General features: G+C 42.4%; 12 protein-coding genes and 2 pseudogenes. 2 read left to right on the top strand and 12 right to left on the bottom strand.

Annotated features, from left to right (window positions below; translation table 11 throughout):
- Positions 1–240: 240 nt before the first annotated feature.
- The 7 genes from glmM to NNJ73_RS01970 form a co-directional block, all read right to left on the bottom strand.
- Positions 241–1611, bottom strand: coding sequence for a phosphoglucosamine mutase (gene glmM, locus NNJ73_RS01940; RefSeq protein WP_254492463.1), 1371 nt, complete (start codon positions 1609–1611; stop codon positions 241–243).
- An 808-nt stretch (positions 1612–2419) separates the two neighbouring features.
- Entirely contained in the window at positions 2420–2602 is a 183-nt protein-coding gene (locus tag NNJ73_RS01945; RefSeq protein WP_254492464.1) for a hypothetical protein, read from the bottom strand.
- Positions 2603–2737: 135 nt separating this feature from the next.
- Positions 2738–4864 carry an ATP-dependent zinc metalloprotease FtsH gene (ftsH, locus tag NNJ73_RS01950; RefSeq protein WP_254492465.1) on the bottom strand — a complete coding sequence of 709 codons (2127 nt, stop codon included), beginning with the start codon at positions 4862–4864 and terminating at the stop codon, positions 2738–2740.
- Between the two features lie 114 nt (positions 4865–4978).
- Positions 4979–6439, bottom strand: coding sequence for a tRNA lysidine(34) synthetase TilS (tilS, locus tag NNJ73_RS01955; RefSeq protein WP_254492467.1), 1461 nt, complete (start codon positions 6437–6439; stop codon positions 4979–4981).
- 18 nt (positions 6440–6457) lie between these two features.
- On the bottom strand, positions 6458–8407 hold the full coding sequence (locus NNJ73_RS01960) for a tol-pal system protein (protein WP_254492469.1): 1950 nt from the start codon (positions 8405–8407) through the stop codon (positions 6458–6460).
- 53 nt (positions 8408–8460) lie between these two features.
- Positions 8461–8982 carry a peptidoglycan-associated lipoprotein Pal gene (gene pal / locus NNJ73_RS01965; RefSeq protein ID WP_254492470.1) on the bottom strand — a complete coding sequence of 174 codons (522 nt, stop codon included), beginning with the start codon at positions 8980–8982 and terminating at the stop codon, positions 8461–8463.
- A gap of 192 nt (positions 8983–9174) precedes the next feature.
- The gene (locus NNJ73_RS01970) at positions 9175–9870 is read right to left on the bottom strand and encodes a DUF1013 domain-containing protein (protein WP_254492471.1); all 696 of its coding nucleotides are present in this window, start codon (positions 9868–9870) and stop codon (positions 9175–9177) included.
- A 383-nt stretch (positions 9871–10253) separates the two neighbouring features.
- Here NNJ73_RS01970 and NNJ73_RS01975 point away from each other — a divergent pair, with 383 nt between their 5' ends.
- Positions 10254–11000: a YebC/PmpR family DNA-binding transcriptional regulator gene (locus NNJ73_RS01975; protein WP_254492472.1), complete on the top strand. Its 747-nt coding sequence runs from the start codon at positions 10254–10256 to the stop codon at positions 10998–11000.
- 723 nt (positions 11001–11723) lie between these two features.
- Here the strand turns inward: NNJ73_RS01975 and NNJ73_RS10075 are convergent.
- The 5 genes and pseudogenes from NNJ73_RS10075 to tolQ all read right to left on the bottom strand — a co-directional run.
- Positions 11724–11831: pseudogene (locus tag NNJ73_RS10075) on the bottom strand (DUF4102 domain-containing protein); the annotation flags it as partial.
- Between the two features lie 677 nt (positions 11832–12508).
- The gene (gene tolB, locus NNJ73_RS01980) at positions 12509–13834 is read right to left on the bottom strand and encodes a Tol-Pal system beta propeller repeat protein TolB (RefSeq protein WP_371923230.1); all 1326 of its coding nucleotides are present in this window, start codon (positions 13832–13834) and stop codon (positions 12509–12511) included.
- Positions 13835–13877: 43 nt separating this feature from the next.
- Positions 13878–15461: a cell envelope biogenesis protein TolA gene (locus NNJ73_RS01985; RefSeq protein WP_254492474.1), complete on the bottom strand. Its 1584-nt coding sequence runs from the start codon at positions 15459–15461 to the stop codon at positions 13878–13880.
- Positions 15462–15586: 125 nt separating this feature from the next.
- Positions 15587–16039: a protein TolR gene (gene tolR, locus NNJ73_RS01990; RefSeq protein WP_254492475.1), complete on the bottom strand. Its 453-nt coding sequence runs from the start codon at positions 16037–16039 to the stop codon at positions 15587–15589.
- Between the two features lie 15 nt (positions 16040–16054).
- Complete coding sequence (tolQ, locus tag NNJ73_RS01995) at positions 16055–16768, bottom strand: protein TolQ (RefSeq protein WP_254474970.1); 714 nt, start codon at positions 16766–16768, stop codon at positions 16055–16057.
- Positions 16769–17481: 713 nt separating this feature from the next.
- Between tolQ and NNJ73_RS02000 the strand changes: the two are divergent.
- Positions 17482–17858: pseudogene (locus tag NNJ73_RS02000) on the top strand (helix-turn-helix domain-containing protein).
- The last annotated feature ends 342 nt before the right edge of the window (positions 17859–18200 follow it).

The raw sequence follows: 18200 nt of genomic DNA on the forward strand, positions 1-18200 counted from the left end.
TCTTTTGGCGATACATCTTCTTCAAGAGCCCCTAGAACAGCATGGGGAGGTCTAATCGCTTTAGTCGTATCGGTATTATAGAAGGCTTCAATCCTTTTATGTTTAAATCCTAAAATCATAAATTAAGAGAATGTATAACACGACAAGAAACAAAAAATGTTTATTATTTTTATATCACATGACTTTTTTACTTTATAAACATTAGAACTGTCATGAAAAAAATTGATCATTCTCATCTTTTTATTTTTCAAGTGCAGTCCCCACGCGTGTATCATGCTGAGTAATCACATCCATCAATTCTGTCACGACTGTATCCAACACATCTCGTGCATCCCCTTCAGCCATAAGGCGGATAACCGGCTCGGTTCCAGAAGCGCGAATAACCAATCGCGCCTCTTTTCCTAACCGTTTTTCTGCTTGATCAATAGCCATTTTGACGGGGGGGGTTTTCAAGACATTTTTATTTTTAATCGTTACATTTTTTAAAATTTGTGGAACAGGTTCAAACCGTTTACACAATTGGCTCATAGGGCTTTGACTTTCCTTCATACAAGCTAAAATCTGCAAGGCTGCCACCAACCCATCACCCGTTGTCCCAAAGTCACTGAGCACAATATGCCCAGAAGCCTCACCTCCAACATTATATCCCTTTTGGCGCATGGCATCGACAACATAACGATCTCCAACTTTTGTTCTGATAAGATCCAATCCTTTGCTGTTCAAGAACCGCTCCAGTCCCAGATTGGACATAATTGTTGTAACAACCCCATTGCACCGTAACCGTCCCATTTTATGCCAATTTTCAGCAATCACAGCAATCAACTGATCCCCATCAATAGTTTGTGCTTTTTCATCAACAATGAGAACACGATCGCCATCTCCATCAAGAGCAATCCCTACATCAGCACGCACTTCATGCACTTTTCGTTTTAAAGAGCTTAAATCGGTTGAGCCACATTTTTGATTAATATTGGTCCCATTGGGTTCATCATGAATAGCAAAAACCTCAGCTCCCAACTCCCATAAAGCTCGGGGGGCGGCTTTATAAGCAGCGCCATTGGCACAATCCACCACAATACGCACAGCATCTAAGCGAACATCACGAGGCAAAGTTCGTTTGGCATATTCAATATACCGATAAATATCTCCCTCGACCCGTTTTGCATAACCAATTTCGGCAGAACTTGCTAAAGATTTTGACAGATCTGTATCGATCAATTGTTCAATTTTTGCTTCCATATCATCTGAAAGTTTAAAACCATCAGGACCAAAAAGTTTAATGCCATTATCATAGAAAGGATTATGAGAAGCAGAAATCATCACCCCAAGATCCGCGCGCAAAGAACGGCAAAGCATTGCAACAGCAGGTGTCGGAACGGGCCCCAATAAAAAAACTTCCATCCCCGCAGCAGTCAGTCCTGAAACCAAAGCATTTTCCAACATATAGCCAGATAATCGGGTATCCTTGCCAATCACCACACGACGTGATTGATGGTGTGAACGGAATAAAACCCCTACAGCCATCCCTACCTTCATGGCAAAATCAGGTGTCATAGGAAATGAATTGGCTTTTCCCCGAATTCCATCTGTCCCAAAATATTTTTGCACCATGCCTCTTTCCTTTATCCTTCTTCCCTTAGCTTTTCTTTAACACTCTAACAGCCCCCTTGGGTACAATGGATCCTCTAATTCTATACCCGTTACCCTCTCAACAAGACCATTGGACTTGCCCCTCATCTTTTTAGAGCATCAAAGACCCTCTTCACCATTGACGCATCTAAACGACGCTCAACCAATAATGTTTCTCCTCTGCACACATAAAGCAATATTATTTTCTAAACAGGCTTTACACATTCCTTGAAGACACCCAAAGGATAGTCTCACACCCTGCCAAAATCGCAAACCAATCCATACCAATCCATCGCCTCACCTCGCGCTCTTGAGAAAACCTGCAAGCCAATTCATCATCAAACCTCACAGCCCTCGACCCAAAACCGCACAGCACCCCCATCGCCTTACCTCGCACTCTTGAGAAAACCCGCAAGCCAATTCATCATCAAACCTCACAGCCCTCGACCCAAAACCGCAAAGCACCCCCATCGCCTTACATCGCACTCTTGAGCAAACCCGCAAGCCAATTCATCATCAAACCTCACAACCCTCGCCCCAAAACCGCACAGCACCCCCATCGCCTTACCTCGCACTCTTGAGCAAACCCGCAAGCCAATTCATCATCAAACCTCACAGCCCTCGACCCAAAACCGCAAAGCACCCCCATCGCCTTACATCGCACTCTTGAGCAAACCCGCAAGCCAATTCATCATCAAACCTCACAACCCTCGCCCCAAAACCGCACAGCACCCCCATCGCCTTACCTCGCACTCTTGAGAAAACCCGCAAGCCAATTCATCATCAAACCTCACAGCCCTCGACCCAAAACCGCACAGCACCCCCATCGCCTTACATCGCACTCTTGAGCAAACCTGCAAGCCAATTCATCATCAAACCTCACAACCCTCGGACAAAAACCGCACAGCACCTCATCGCACCCTACCAATGCTGCAAAAGAACAGACCACCTTATCCCCTGCTAAAGCTGTCATAATAAACGGATTTGCTTAATTTTTTGCTTCCATATTTTAATATTACATCAAAGGCGCAAAGCAATGCTCGCGCCTTTTTCAAAGAATTTAGAAATTTTTCCCAAACATAGCCACTCAAGCGTTATTAAAAGGCTCTTATTTTTCTTTATCAGCTCCCACAGTATTGGGTTTTTTTTCAGCACTGTTTTTACTTTGAGAGTGATTGACTGATTTTGTGGTGCCTTTTGCATTTTGCGCTTTTTTAGACTCAGTATCCTTGGATTTTGCTGTTTTTTTCCCAACAGCACCCTCTACCTTTCCCGCCTCACCTTTAACGTTTTCTGCTTTATGGGTCACTGTTTTAGGCGCTGTTTTAGCATCTTTTTCATCGTCCACAGAGGTCTCTACCTTTACTGTTCCAGTTTTTGGAACAGAGGAAGTCCGCGGCGCAGCATTTTCATCTTTCTGTGTGCGTGAAGGAGGCTTACCTGCAATGACTTCGTTAATTTCAGCGCCCGTTAAAGTTTCATATTCCAACAAGCCTTGAGCGAGAGCAAACCATTCTTTTCTTTTTGTTTTCAAAATATTGGTTGCACTTTTATAGGCATCATCAATAAGCTTACGCACTTCCATATCAATCATGCGCGCTGTTTCTTCAGAAACATTTTGTGTTCGCGCAACAGAATGACCCAAAAAGACTTCATCTTGGTTATCGCCATAAGCGACATTTCCAAGCAGATCAGAAAACCCCCACCGTGTGATCATGGCACGTGCTAATTTCGTTGCTTGCTCAATATCAGAAGAAGCCCCCGATGTGATATTTTCCTTTCCAAATTTCAACTCTTCAGCCACACGTCCTCCCATCATGATGGCTAAACGAGAAATCATCCACCGATAACTCATAGAATAGCGATCACCTTCTGGCAATTGCATCACCATTCCCAATGCCCTTCCCCTTGGAACGATTGTTGCTTTGTGGACAGGATCAGCAACGGGAACATTGAGAGCCACAATAGCATGTCCTGCTTCGTGATAAGCCGTGAGTTCTTTTTCCTCTTGCGTCATAGCGGTTGAACGACGTTCAGCCCCCATCATCACCTTATCTTTTGCATCTTCGAATTCTTGCATTGTCACGACTCTTTTATTCCGGCTCGCAGCCATAAGAGCAGCTTCATTGACAAGATTCATCAAATCCGCACCGGAAAATCCTGGTGTTCCCCTTGCCAAAACTTTCAAATCAACATTCGGGGCTAAAGGAACATTGCGCACATGCACTTTCAAGATTTGTTCCCGTCCAGAAACATCTGGGTTTGGCACCACAACTTGTCGGTCAAAACGTCCTGGTCTCAATAAAGCAGGGTCAAGCACATCAGGGCGGTTTGTCGCAGCAATAAGAATAATACTTTCATTGGGCTCAAACCCATCCATTTCAACAAGCAACTGATTTAAGGTCTGCTCGCGTTCATCGTTTCCACCCCCCAGTCCAGCCCCCCGATGGCGTCCAACAGCATCAATTTCATCGATAAAGATAATACAAGGTGCATTTTTTTTAGCCTGTTCGAACATATCTCGCACACGGCTTGCCCCAACACCGACAAACATTTCCACGAAATCAGACCCTGAAATGGTGAAAAATGGCACATTGGCTTCACCCGCGACAGAGCGCGCTAACAGCGTTTTACCGGTTCCTGGAGGACCAACAAGCAAAACACCACGAGGAATACGTCCTCCTAAGCGTTGAAATTTTTGTGGTTCGCGTAAAAATTCAACAATTTCTTGCAGATCTTGTTTTGCTTCTTCAACACCAGCAACATCCTTAAAGGTAACACGTCCTTGCGCTTCATTAAGCAATCTTGCTTTTGATTTCCCAAATCCCATTGCTCCGCGTGATCCATTTTGCATTTGTCGCATAAAAAAGACCCACGCCCCAACGATAATAATAACAGGCAACAAAGAAAAAAGGAGATTAAGGAAGATACTATTTCCAGAACTTTCAGGAATAGCTTTAACATTAACGTTTTTGCTTTCCAATTTTTGTATCAAACCTGGATCGCGTGGTGCAAAAGTTGAAACAGTTCTCTGTTCGACAGTTTGTCCTGTTAATTTTTGACCTTGAATGGTCACCGATTTCAGCTCGTTATTCTCAACCTTTTGCAAAAATTCAGAATAGGAGACTTCTCCACCACCAGAACGTTGACTATCTCCATTAAAAATAGAAAACGATATAATCAAAATCAAGGCAATAACTCCCCAAATGAGGAGAGAGCGGTAATTGGAATTCATATTCAGCCCACTTAATCAAATATAGATTTCAAACAGTTCCCCTTAACATATAACCTTGTCAGCCCCTTGCCAAGGGATGAGAGACGGTTTATTCTCTTTTAGCGTTATTTTTCTTTATCTTTTCACCTCAAGATTAAAAAAAGGTTCCACAACATTCACCAGCGCAGCATCTTCGCGTGAGGAAAGCCAATCGAAAGGCGCCATAATCCGCTTGATGATAACATTTTTATGAATAATCGCTTGAGAAATCAACTCAGGAATATCACACCCTTTATCATTTGAAATCAGCAGCAGCGATTGTAAAGAGGGAAAATGAGGCTTTTCAAGATCAAAATTGTTGTTTTTCAATAAAGATTTCAACTGTTCTAAATTGGCAGCTCCAACCTTTATAGCCTCAGATCCATGATTGGTAATCTGATAGCGCCCATCCCATAACAGTGTTTCCTCTGGCTTTACAAGAGCGTCTTTCATATTGCGCCCTTCACGCCATAAAGCAATGCCAGCTTTGTTATATTCAATCACACAGCCTGCATATGTAAAACGCTGCTTTACGGGAGAATGGAGACAGAGTTTTTGAACAAGCGTGCTTAATTTTTTTTGGGGGAGCAAATAAAATCCCCCACCCATCAACACGGCAAAAAGCCCAACAACAAAAGGGAAACAGACATGTTTCTGTAAAAGTGGCGCAGGCTTTTTGATGAAACAACGCCCATATTGAACCGTAATATCCAGCGCTACAATTAAATTGGCAATATTTTGCGCTTGTTGACGACGTTGCAAAGCGGCTTGATTTATTTTTTGAGCAATATCAGTAAGCTTTTGCGAAGAAAGAGATTGACGCACCCGCACACGTTCAAAATTGCGATCTTCGTTTGTGGGATCATCAATCCACATTTTTCCTTTTAAGCGTAAATAATTACGCAATGTTTGGCGTTTTACACCAAGAAGCGGTCGAATCAAACGCACTTTTCTCTGCAACAATGCCTCACGCGGAATACAGGATAAACCACGCTCATAGAGCCCCTCTTTTTCGGCAATATTTTTTCTCGTTTCTCTGGCATCAACTTCACCGCACAATGCACCGGCAAGACCGCCCGCAGAACCCCCATCATGCATAGCACCAGCTTCACCGCATAAAGCCCCCCTACTTTTTTGGAGACGTTGACATCGCATTTGATAGGTTTCAACCTGATCATTGAGTGTATGGCCCGTCATAATAAGAGAGGCGCCTTGTTTTTGTGCTTCCCGAACCAAGAGATCATAGCGCGCAATACGAGCGCTGGAAGCAATATGCGTCTTTGGTTTTTTGCCTTCCCACCGCACAGTGATATGTTTAATGTGATGGGCACGACAAATTTCCGCAACAGTTTCTGCTTCATACGCGGACTCTTTACGCAATTGGTGATCAACCGTCACAGCAATAATTTCTGGGGGCACTGAGAGCGTTTCGAAATACTCTTTGACCAAAAACATCAAAGCTAAAGAATCACTTCCCCCTGAGACGGCAAGAATCACTCGTCGACACTGAATAAAATCCGATGTTTTAAAAAGATTTCTTGCCAGTCTAACGCACACCCAAAACGACCTCGCTGCTTATTTTAGAGACTTACAAAACACAGACTCTAATATTTGATGATGTTTTGATTTCTTTGCGAAAAAAGCACAATCTTTTTCATTTTTCTCAAGAGCAACCATACTTCTTGCTAATTTCAGCAAAATCTCAGAGGTATAGAGCTTCTTTTTATCGGCATACCATGCGGACAGATAAACTTGTGCTGCTTCATGATAGCGTTTTTGTCCCAACAAAGATTCAGCCAACCAAAACAAAGCATCATCACTCAAAGGATCTTTTTTGTAACGATTTTGAAAAGCGCAAAAGCTCCTTTCAGCCTCAACATAATTGGCAGAATGAATAAAATCATACCCTTCCTTATACAAAGCTTTTGAAGAAGAAAGCGTGTCACTCTGATGTGCTTTAATATGAGCTTTCACATCATGCGCTTTTTGTAAATGATCGCCTATTTCCTTCGCAGGATGGTCTTTCACATCTGCAACCTTTGTCTGATCACCCGCGCTATGCTCCTGCACCATCTCTTCTTTTACAGTCTGAGATTTTGCATCCAAAGCAGCACTTTCAACGGAACAAGAATAAACAGAAGAGTCTTTTCTATCAAAAAGCCGGTGAAACTGCTTGTTAACATTCTTCAAATTGTTATGCTCAAGCACCATCCGTATCTTATGTAAAAGCTTATCTAAATCATAATCTTTAAATAAAACCTGCTGATTCTCTAAAATAATCCCTTGATGCACTGAAACACCAACAGCTTTATTAGTAGCATCCGTGGCTTTCTTCACCGCATCGGAAGCAGCCTTATCAGCAGCGTCAGAGGCTTTTTCCACCGCATCGGAAGCCTTATCGGCAGCATCTGAAGCTTTTTCCACCACACCGGAAGCAGCTTTATTAGCAGCATCCGTGGCTTTCTTCACCGCATCGGAAGCCTTATCGGCAGCATCTGAAGCTTTTTCCACCACACCGGAAGCAGCTTTATCGGCAGCATCCGTGGCTTTCTTCACCGCATCGGAAGCAGCCTTATCAGCAGCGTCAGAGGCTTTTTCCACCGCATCGGAAGCCTTATCGGCAGCATCTGAAGCTTTTTCCACCACACCGGAAGCAGCTTTATTAGCAGCATCCGTGGCTTTCTTCACCGCATCGGAAGCCTTATCGGCAGCATCTGAAGCTTTTTCCACCACACCGGAAGCAGCTTTATCGGCAGCATCCGTGGCTTTCTTCACCGCATCGGAAGCCTTATCTGCGGCATCTGAAGCTTTTTCCACCACATCAGAAGTAGCCTTATCTGCAGCATCTGAAGCTTTTTCCACCGCATCGGAAGTAGCCTTATCTGCAGCATCTGAAGCTTTTTCCACCGCATCGGAAGCAGCTTTATCGGCAGCATCCGTGGCTTTCTTCACCGCATCGGAAGCAGCTTTATCGGCAGCATCCGTGGCTTTCTTCGCTGCATCGGAAGCCTTATCAGCGGCATCTGAAGCTTTTTCCACCACACCGGAAGTAGCCTTATCTGCAGCATCTGAAGCTTTTTCTACCGCATCGGAAGCAGCTTTATCGGCAGCATCCGTGGCTTTCTTCGCTGCATCAGAAGCCTTATCAGCGGCATCTGAAGCTTTTTCCACCACACCAGAAGCAGCCTTATCTGCAGCATCTGAAGCTTTTTCTACCGCATCGGAAGCAGCTTTATCGGCAGCATCCGTGGCTTTCTTCGCCGCATCGGAAGCCTTATCAGCGGCATCTGAAGCTTTTTCCACCACACCGGAAGTAGCCTTATCTGCAACGTCAGAGGCTTTTTCCACCGCATCGGAGGCGGCTTTATCAACAGTGTCAGAAGCTTTATCAGCGGTGCCAACTTTATCCGTATCATGTGCAGGATATTCTGAAGCCTTTCGAGCCGCACTTTCAGCAAATGAAATAGAACAAGCGATGAAAACCGCCATATAAAAGATCATTTTCCAATTGATTTTACGATACATTCTTTTCTCCCCTTAAGAGTTCATTGAATGGTAGAAACAAACAATTTGCTCATTTAATGACTGTTCATATCACTTAGCGTTGTCACAGCACGTCGATTTTGATTCCAACAGGAAATATCATCACATACCGCGACAGGTCTTTCTTTTCCGTAAGAAATTGTTTGAATCCGTTGCGCAGACACACCGAGAGATACCAAATAATTTCGCACAGCAACAGCACGACGCTGTCCAAGTGCCAAATTATATTCACGTGTTCCTCTCTCATCAGCATGACCTTCGATCATAATAGAATAATAAGGATAATGAAGCAACCATTCTGCTTGACGCGTTAAAATACGTTCAGCATCTGCATCCAATGAAGAAGAATCGAGACTAAAAAACACACGATCACCCACATTAACCGTAAATTCTTGTCCTGAACCTGGTAACACCTGATTTAAACCAGCATCATTCATATAAGCGCCATTCATACCATGAAATGCACCGGTATTTTTTTTGCCACACCCACCCAAACATAGGGAGAAAAGAAAGAGGATCGCTAAGGAACGAGAGAGAGTATTTTTGGTAGAGCACATAGTCCGTTTCTCCTTTAAAGAAGGGTAAATTCTTAAAAATATTTTTAAGAATAACCGTTAATTCCTAATGAAGACGAAATTTTTCTGTTTTTTTTCATCATTTTTCAGTCTCTGCCAATTTTTTCCCTCCCAGCTATTCCCCTAACATCTCGATAATCAATTGAGCAACATTGCTCTGGTACGTCCTACCGCTTACGCTTCCTCTTGATCTTGACGATTTTTTTGCAGCGCATTCAATTTTGCAAAAACTTTATCAGCATCAAAAGTTTTGTGAGAATTGTCTTCACTTTCATTTTCCTCGAGAGGAGCGTTTTCCGTCACAGAGGCGGGAAGCAACGACCTATCTTCTTCTGCAGCAACAGGGCGGTTTTTTGCCGCACGCTGGAGTTCAAAGTCTAAATCGATTTGCGAACACAAGCCAAGCCCTACAGGATCAAGAGGAGACAAATTAGCACTATTCCAATGGGTTCGAAGGCGGATCTGTTCAATGGTTGCTTTTGTTGTCCCAATCAATCTTGCAATTTGTGCATCTTTCAACTCGGGATGGTTGGTCACCAACCATAAGATACCATTGGGACGATCTTGACGTCGAGAAAGAGGGATATAGCGTGCTCCTTTACGTTTTTTTTCAGGAATGTGCACCCTTGATTGAGAAATTTTCAAGCGTGCGTTTTGATCCGCCTCCACCCGGGCAATTTCACTGCGCGTCAACTGCCCAGAATTAATCGGATTGAGACCTTTAATACCATAAGCTGCTTCACCATCAGCAATAGCCTTTACTTCCAAGACATGCAATTTACAAAATTCTGCAATCTGCTCAAAAGAAAGAGCTGTATTATCAACCAACCAAACAGCTGTTGCTTTGGGCATCAAAAGTTGCGTTGCCATTTTTATAAATCCTCTTCTGCGCCTCTTCTATGAGGCAGGTTACCGCCCACTCAAGAGCACTGGAACTTCTTCATTATATGTTCTTATATGTTCGTCTTTTCCACCCACTTTGTAAAATAAAGCGAGACATGGAATAAACCATTTTGCCATGAGATTATATTCTGTTATAGCGTGATTTTTGCTCAACGACAAGAGATCTCTCTTGGAATGATCCTCAACGAAGGTATCTTTACCTTTAAGATGAATTTTCCTATAAAGGATTTATTTGATTATTTCACCTCATGCTGTGGCACATTTATTCTGGTGGGATGCGTGATTTTATCGCCTTACATTCTAAAAAACGCCCACCCCAGAAAGAGAGCCCTCAAACAGGAAGGAAAACTATGGCAGGCCATTCACAATTTAAAAATATTATGCACCGTAAAGGGCGTCAAGATGCAATGCGCTCGAAAATATTTTCTAAGCTTGCACGTGAAATTACCGTCGCAGCAAAACAAGGTGCCCCTGATCCGGCCATGAATCCACGTTTAAGGCTGGCTGTTCAAAATGCCAAAGCACAATCAATGCCGAAAGATAATATTGAGCGCGCGATTAAAAAAGCGTCAGGAGCCGATGTCGAAAATTATGATGAAGTACGCTATGAAGGTTATGGACCAGGCGGTGTTGCCGTGATTGTTGAAGCTTTAACCGATAACCGTAACCGCACCGCTTCAAACGTTCGCGCCGCCTTCACCAAATCAGGTGGAGCCCTAGGAGAAACAGGATCGGTCAGTTTCATGTTTAATCGGATTGGAGAAATAATTTATAAACCAGAAGCAGGAACCGCAGACAACATCATGGATGCAGCCATTGAAGCTGGTGCTGAAGATGTACAGTCCGAAGAAACCGGACATCATATTACCTGCGCATTTGAAGATATTGGTGAAGTTTCAAAAACACTTGAAGCAAAACTTGGGGAAGCAGAATCGATTAAAACAATTTGGAAAGCCACCACCCTTGCTCCCATAGATGAAGAAAAAGCTTTATCCGTTTTACGACTGATTTCAACCTTAGAAGAAGATGATGATGTACAAAATGTTTATGCTAATTTTGATGTCAGCGATGAGATTTTGGCAAAACTGTCCGTATAATGCCCATTATTGACCCCTCTCTTCACCGATGAGAGACTGAAAAACTGTCACCACTCCTTTTGAACCGCACCGATAAAAGCCCCGCATAAAAAGCGGGGTTAATCATTGGTAGCGCCCAAGAAAACCACCATCAAGTGCAAAAAAATAGAAACAATGTCCCTAAAAGCGGCGTGCAGAAAAAAGAAAGCACAAAGCAATCCCCCTCTTGAACGCCCTTGAACGTCTTTGAACACTCAAACAGTTTTGATGATAAAAACATACAACACTCTATCATCTCACGCTTTTCTTATAATTACCTATAGTCTAAGAATGCTCCCTCTATAGCCTCTCTCTTTGTTGTTTAAGCTTACTCTTTCCGTCCTCCTCTCAAGAGATGAAGATGATTTGGTCTGTAAACCATTCGAATTTTCTTAAAGACGCGTTCTTCTTCTCACACATGAGATTTACTTAAAACTAAAAGCAACAAGCTTATCACATTGATTAATAAAGGTATTTTAGCATTATTGAACTTAAATAAAATCCTTTAAAGAGTGTCAAATTCCCTCATTTCAAATCTGTGTGTATGGTGCATCAATTAAAATCATACACTTGCACATTCTTCAGCAGAAAAAGCCCGTGTGGCACGTAAAACTGAAAGGAGAAAATACCCCCTTACGAACTGTCTCAAAGGCTGTAAGGTGGTTGCAACATGAGGAGCTTATGTGATGCTCACTTGCTCCATTAAGCATCGCCATCTTTACGCTTATGGAATAATAAACCGACACCATCATTATATTTTCCAGCGCCCAATATTGCGACACCCCTTGCATTGAGACGATTCATAAGAGGCATTTTTAGTCCTTGTCTTATACAATTTTTATCCACACACTCACCCCGCTTGCAACATGCAAGCGAGTGATTTTGATTGATTCAAGATAAACAGATTTGAAATGAGAAAAATTGACACTATTTAAGGGTCCTTATTCAAGTTAAACAACGCTATATTATCATTATAAATCAATAAGTTGCATCTGTTATAAAGCCTAAAAAATTCTAGAGACATTCAATATTTTTTTTGCAAGACGCATTCCATCGTCTTGTAAATAGAACTTACCCATAGAGATTCTTTTCGTGTTTTGTGAAAACACATCAGGGGGAAGCAGAGAAAATCTTCTTAACAAAAATCTAAATACCAATAGCATATCTGCCGTTTTTATGGCAGCAATGGCTGAACTTTAAGCAAACCAGATCAGAGAGGAAGTCAAAAGGATCTATAGCGACAGTTTGGAAAATAAAGGCAATCTAGAAACCACCACACGGCTCTATTTTTTTCAAGAAATTGTTTTTTTAAAAAACGTTTTCGTCTCAAGAAAATTCGACTATCGATAAACAACAGCCGATGCTGGATAAAATCGATAGGCCCCCATACGCCCTCTCACAAGTGCGTTCTTTAAACTGATTAAAAACCATTGAGATTGTGTAGACTCTATATTTTTTCTGTTTTTATCTTTTTATCAAGCATTTTGTTTTTATTGTATATTGAGCAATGGTGACCATGCTGGATCAGAAGCATCATTAGGTGTGGGGAGTTGACGTTCATTGCGTCCCGTAATGTCAATGGTATAGATTTTGGGTCCCATACCAGGGTTTTTACGAAAGAACATCAACACACGACCATTGGGGGCCCAAGTCGGTCCTTCATTATGAAACCCTGTAGTTAAAATTCGTTCTGCTTGTCCATCAGGGCGCATAACACCAATAGAAAATTGTCCATTTAATTGTTTTGTAAAGGCAATATAATCACCCCGTGGCGACCAAATGGGTGTCGAATAACTGCCTTCGTTTAAAGAAATACGCTGAATATCACTGCCATCGGCATTCATTTTATAGATTTGCGGCTTTCCGCTACGATCTGAGGAAAAGACGATTTGTGTTCCATCTGGTGAATAAGAAGCAGAGGTATCAATGGCAGAAGTTGTTGTCAACCGCGTCATTGTACGGGTCCGCAAATCCATAGTGTAAAGATTTGCACTTCCATCATTTTGCAATAAACTCATGATGACTTTTTGTCCATCAGAAGAAAAACGCGGCGCAATTGTCATGTTATGAAACGTTCCAATCAACTCTCTTTGCCCCATTTCAATTTGTTGAAGATAAACATGAGGGATTTGATTATCCTCATAAGCCATATAGGTGATTTCTTGCCTTTTTGGTGAAAACCGCGGTGTAAGCACCAATTCACTTCCATCAGACATATAAATCAAATTTGCGCCATCTTGATCCATCATGGCTAGACGTTTAATGCGTGCATTTTGGGGACCTGTTTCATCGATAAAAACAATTCTTGTATCAAAATAGCCACTTTCTCCTGTCATTTCACTGTAGATCTCATCTGCGATCATATGGGCCACACGCCGCCAACGTTCTGTGGCAGTATAAAAACGCCGTCCTTTCAATTGTCGCTGTCCAAAAACATCCCATAGACGAAAATCGACCCTCAACCGTCCATCGATTTCTCTCATGACTTGTCCCGTCACCAAACCTTGCGCTTTTATTTTCTGCCACGAAGCAAAATGCGGTTGTTTATTCGGATTAGAAATTTTTTCAAAAAAATGTTCCTTATCAAGCGGTAAAAAAAGCCCCGACCGTTCAAGATCGGCTGTCACTACAGCAGATATTTTCAACCCGATCGAATCATTGGAAATAAAGTCTGTAATTGCAATGGGAATGGGATTAAAATCAGCGCTGGAAATTGTTCCTTTCAATTGCGCATAACCCGATGAGAGACTTGAAAGCCACAAACTGCAAGTGACTATAAACCATCTAAAAACTTTATGTCTTGTTATAGTCATCATAGAATGTGTCCTTTCATTAAGCGAATTTAATTTCTCTCATTTATCATCTTATTTCTTGGAGAGGGTCAACATTAAAGTCAAAACCCTGCCCCCACAGGTCATATTGATCACGAGGAAGATCTGCATAAGGTTGGCATGAAAAGACAGCCGCGTACACCTGCCTTATCATAATCGCCTGTTGGCTCTCAAGACCGCTTACAGGATCAATGATAGGATCCCCCATAACCATCCCTTCACGGTCTAAGTAAAAACGCAACCGCACGATGGGACGGTTTTTTAAATCGCCACCAAGCGCCACAAGTTTAAGCTTCTGTTGAATACAACCCCCCGCAATATTGACCAATGTTTGTGCCATTTTTGTGATATCATTGATATTTTTTCTTGCCCCCAAAGCTTCTGGTGTATGAGAACGTTTTGCTCCCCCTCCTTGTGAGCGCGCACGATTGAGCAAATTATTTTCTTCCAGCGCTAAAATATCTTCAATAGTCTGTTTCTCTTGATTTTTCTTGTTAAGCTTTGGCGTCCTTTGCTTCAATGCAGCCTCATTCTTCCTTGGAAATTCTTCATTAAATTTTGGTTTAAACTGCGGAAGAAGAGGTTTTTCTGGAAGTGCAATTTTAGACGCTTGAGACACAACCTGCTCTGCTGGTGCCTTTTCTACCGTTGGAGCTAATTCTTTCGGCGATACCTTCTCTTCATTTTTGTGCGCAGGCTGAAGCACAGTCTTAGACGCTTCCTCCGATGTTTTTACAGGCACCTCAGGCACAAGCTTGGGAGGGGACTCCACTGCTTCTACAGGCATCTCAGGTGCAAGCTTGGGAGTTTCCTCCACCGCTTCTACAGGCATCTCAGGTGCAAGCTTGGGAGTTTCCTCCACCGCTTCTACAGGCATCTCAGGCGCAAGCTTGGGAGTTTCCTCTGCCGCTTCTACAGGCATCTCAGGTGCAAGCTTGGGAATTTCCTCTGCCGCTTCTACAAGCATCTCAGGTGCAAGCTTGGGAGCTTCCTCCACCGCTTCTACAGGCATCTCAGGTGCAAGCTTGGGAGTTTCCTCCACCGCTTCTACAGGCATCTCAGGTGCAAGCTTGGGAGCTTCCTCCACTGCTTCTACAGGCATCTCAGGTGCAAGCTTGGGGGCTTCCTCCACTGCTTCTACAGGCATCTCAGGTGCAAGCTTGGGGGCTTCCTCCACCGCTTCTACAGGCATCTCAGGTGCGAGCTTGGGAGTTTCCTCTGTTTTTGCTTCGACTGGTTCTGTAAGTTTAGATGGTTCTGAGGGATTGCTTGGCGGCGGCGGTGTTGTCTCAACGGGGCGCGGCTTTTCCTTTGGTTGGAAAGGCGCAAGACTATCTCGTTGTCCTTCTCCAATATGGCGAGCATCTTCTATCTCTTGGGGGGTAGTCGTTGGTTTAACAGCAGGAATTGCATGGAGTGGCGCTTTCACAGTGCCTTGTTGAGAGGAAAACTCTTCGCTCACGGGCGCAAGAGTGATGGGAATTGCTTCCAAGGGTTGTGGCAAAGAAACAGAGTTTGTAAACTGAACGGCGCCCCAACTGATCAAAATAACATGGACCACAAGGGATAAAACTAAGCCTCGTTTCATACTATGATAGGAGTCTTTGTTCATCCTTTATGCCTTAATTGATACCTTGTATTTTTTTCACTTTTAATCACGTTGCACTCTTTTAAAAACATTTAAAAACAAATAGTTATGGACAATTTTATTGTTTGTTATTTTTTATTGTCCGTTATTTATTGTGCTAGACTTGCTAGCGCAACTTGAGAAAACCCTGCTTTTTGAATATCTGCGAGCAATTTTAAGACTTGTTGATATTCAACAGTTTTAGCAACCCGCACAAAAATTCGTTGATCTTTTTGTGTAGGATCCGCTTCTAGAAGAGTTTTAAGCTGTGCAATCAACGCTTGTGAACTTTCATAATAATCTTGATGAATGGCAAAGCGCCCTTGCGCATCCAGTGAAACTGTAAGGGGTGTTTTTTGTGCGCGGACGGGACCCGCTTGACTGCGTGGTAAATCCAAAGGAACACCGTTCACCAAAAGGGGAGCAGAGACCATAAAAATAATAAGCAACACCAACATGACATCCACAAAAGGGGTGACATTAATCTCACTCATCAGTTGGCTTCGTGAATGATGCCGCCTCCGTGTATTTTTTTGAGAAGAAGAAGAAACAGAAATTCCCATGGGATAAGCTCCTTTTTATAAAGAGGAAGGTGCTGTACGTGTTTCATCAATACGCCGTGAGACAATTGTTGAAAATTCATCGGCAAAATTTTCTATTTGTGCAATGATGCGTGCACTTTCATGGGTCAATTTATTATAGGCAATAACGGCTGGAATTGCCGCAAACAAACCAATAGCCGTTGCCAAAAGTGCTTCTGCAATCCCTGGTGCGACAATGGCAAGAGATGTATTTTGAGAAGCAGAAATAGAAAGAAAAGACTCCATAATACCAATCACTGTTCCAAAAAGACCGATAAAGGGTCCTGCAGATCCCAGTGTTGCAAGAAAACTTAACTTTGATTCTATTTTTTCACTTTCACGTCCCAGTGTTAGATCCATCGCCTTATCAATTCTGCTCTGCAAACTGATCGAAGTATGGGTTCCTTTTTCAAGAGATTTTTTCCATTCAGCCATTGCTGCCATAAAAACAGCAGATATGCTATTGGTACGGTGACTCTTACAGGTGACATAAAGATCCTCTAGCGCTTTGCCAGACCAAAATGTCCGTTCAAATTGTTTGATTTCACGCCGTATTCTCCGGTAGGTAAAAATTTTATCAAAAATAATAGCCCAACTCCAGACGGAAGCAAGCAGCAACCCAACCATAACAACTTTAACGACGAGACTTGCTTGCATAAACAAATGCAACATTCCCATTGTTTCCGGATTCATTAGTTCACCATGCGGCATAATTTTTGTCCCTCTAAATGAAAGGTGCACTTCTTAAAATTTTATAAAACAGATTGTTTTATAGTTTCTAAATTTAAGTAAAAAACTTTAGTCTCACATAAATCCATGCACGAAAACAAGACCTGTTTCTTAAATTTCTTTAAAAAGTGATCATCAAAGACATCTCTCAAGACATCTCCCCTCTCTCTCACAAAGACATTTATGCAAGATCACCCTAAAGCCTCCCCCTTCATCAATACCTATGAAGGATAAAACCCAATCCCCCCGTTTATGAAAAGAATGCTCCACCATCTTGACTTTCCCCCCTCACTGTAAAAGACAAAATTTCTAACCCCGCACCGTTTTGCAAACAATAATCTACGCCAGCTTTCCTTAAAGCGAATTCCCTCTATTGGCTTCAAATCCCCGCCTCTCAAACAACCCCATTTTACAGTATAATAGAATAGCTAATGTTTTAATTTGTCTTGCCAATCTCTTGAAAGTACTTTATCAATCAAAAGATATTTTGATCGTCTACGCACCGATCAAGAGGGATTAAAGGTCCTAAGCTCTAGCGTACAAATAAATCCACTGTTGTGGATATCCCGGGATTCCGGGAGATTTTGCTATGTCCAGGTGCATCTCAGCACTAAAAGCAAAAAGCTGACTAGAGCTCAGTACCTTTAACTCCCGGAATACTCATGCGAGGGCGCTCGCAACCGGGGGGACTTAACATGCAAACCAAAAATTCACATTTTAATGATATTTCTTATCAAGCAAAAGAATTCGTCATCGAAGAATATCAATGAAGCTTTCTCAAAAAGAATTAGAGAATTCTTTAGGTGTCAGTTTCCAACAAATCCAAAAATACGAAAAAGGGTTAAACCGTGTAAGCGCAGGACGTTTGCTAGAAATTGCCAATCTACTGGAAGTTCCAATGAGCTTTTTTTATGCGGATATTATTGCTACAAAAGAAGATCCCCCCACAAAAGAACCTCCCTCACACGATGATCAAGAAATCTATAGCGAAAAAGAACACGCCCTTTTGAGAAATTTTAGAGAACTCCACCCTAAAAAACAAAAGGCAATTTGGTGGTTAATTTCCGATTAAGCAAAAGCACACACAAAACTCCAATCCTTTATTTCATTTTTACAGATCCACGTTTTTACGCTTTTTCATTTTGACAGAAATCAGTAAACGAAACTATCCTCCGCACCATTCTATAAACACTGGTCTGTCAAAACGCTGACTTCTGATGCTAGCGGATTTCTCAGCTTATTATTTCATAGGATTATCACTGTCTCTCAAAGAAGAGTGTTCCCCAGCCCGCAAATCTTTCCCTAAAATATTCACCCCCCACTTTCACAAGAAGCCCTTGACATTTACATTACCCAACGATTTCCGCCCAAAGAGCAGTGTTTTACGGCATGATAGGATAAGCGTTTCCAGCTC

The organism is Bartonella sp. B1099 (assembly GCF_944801835.1).
GTDB lineage: Bacteria > Pseudomonadota > Alphaproteobacteria > Rhizobiales > Rhizobiaceae > Bartonella.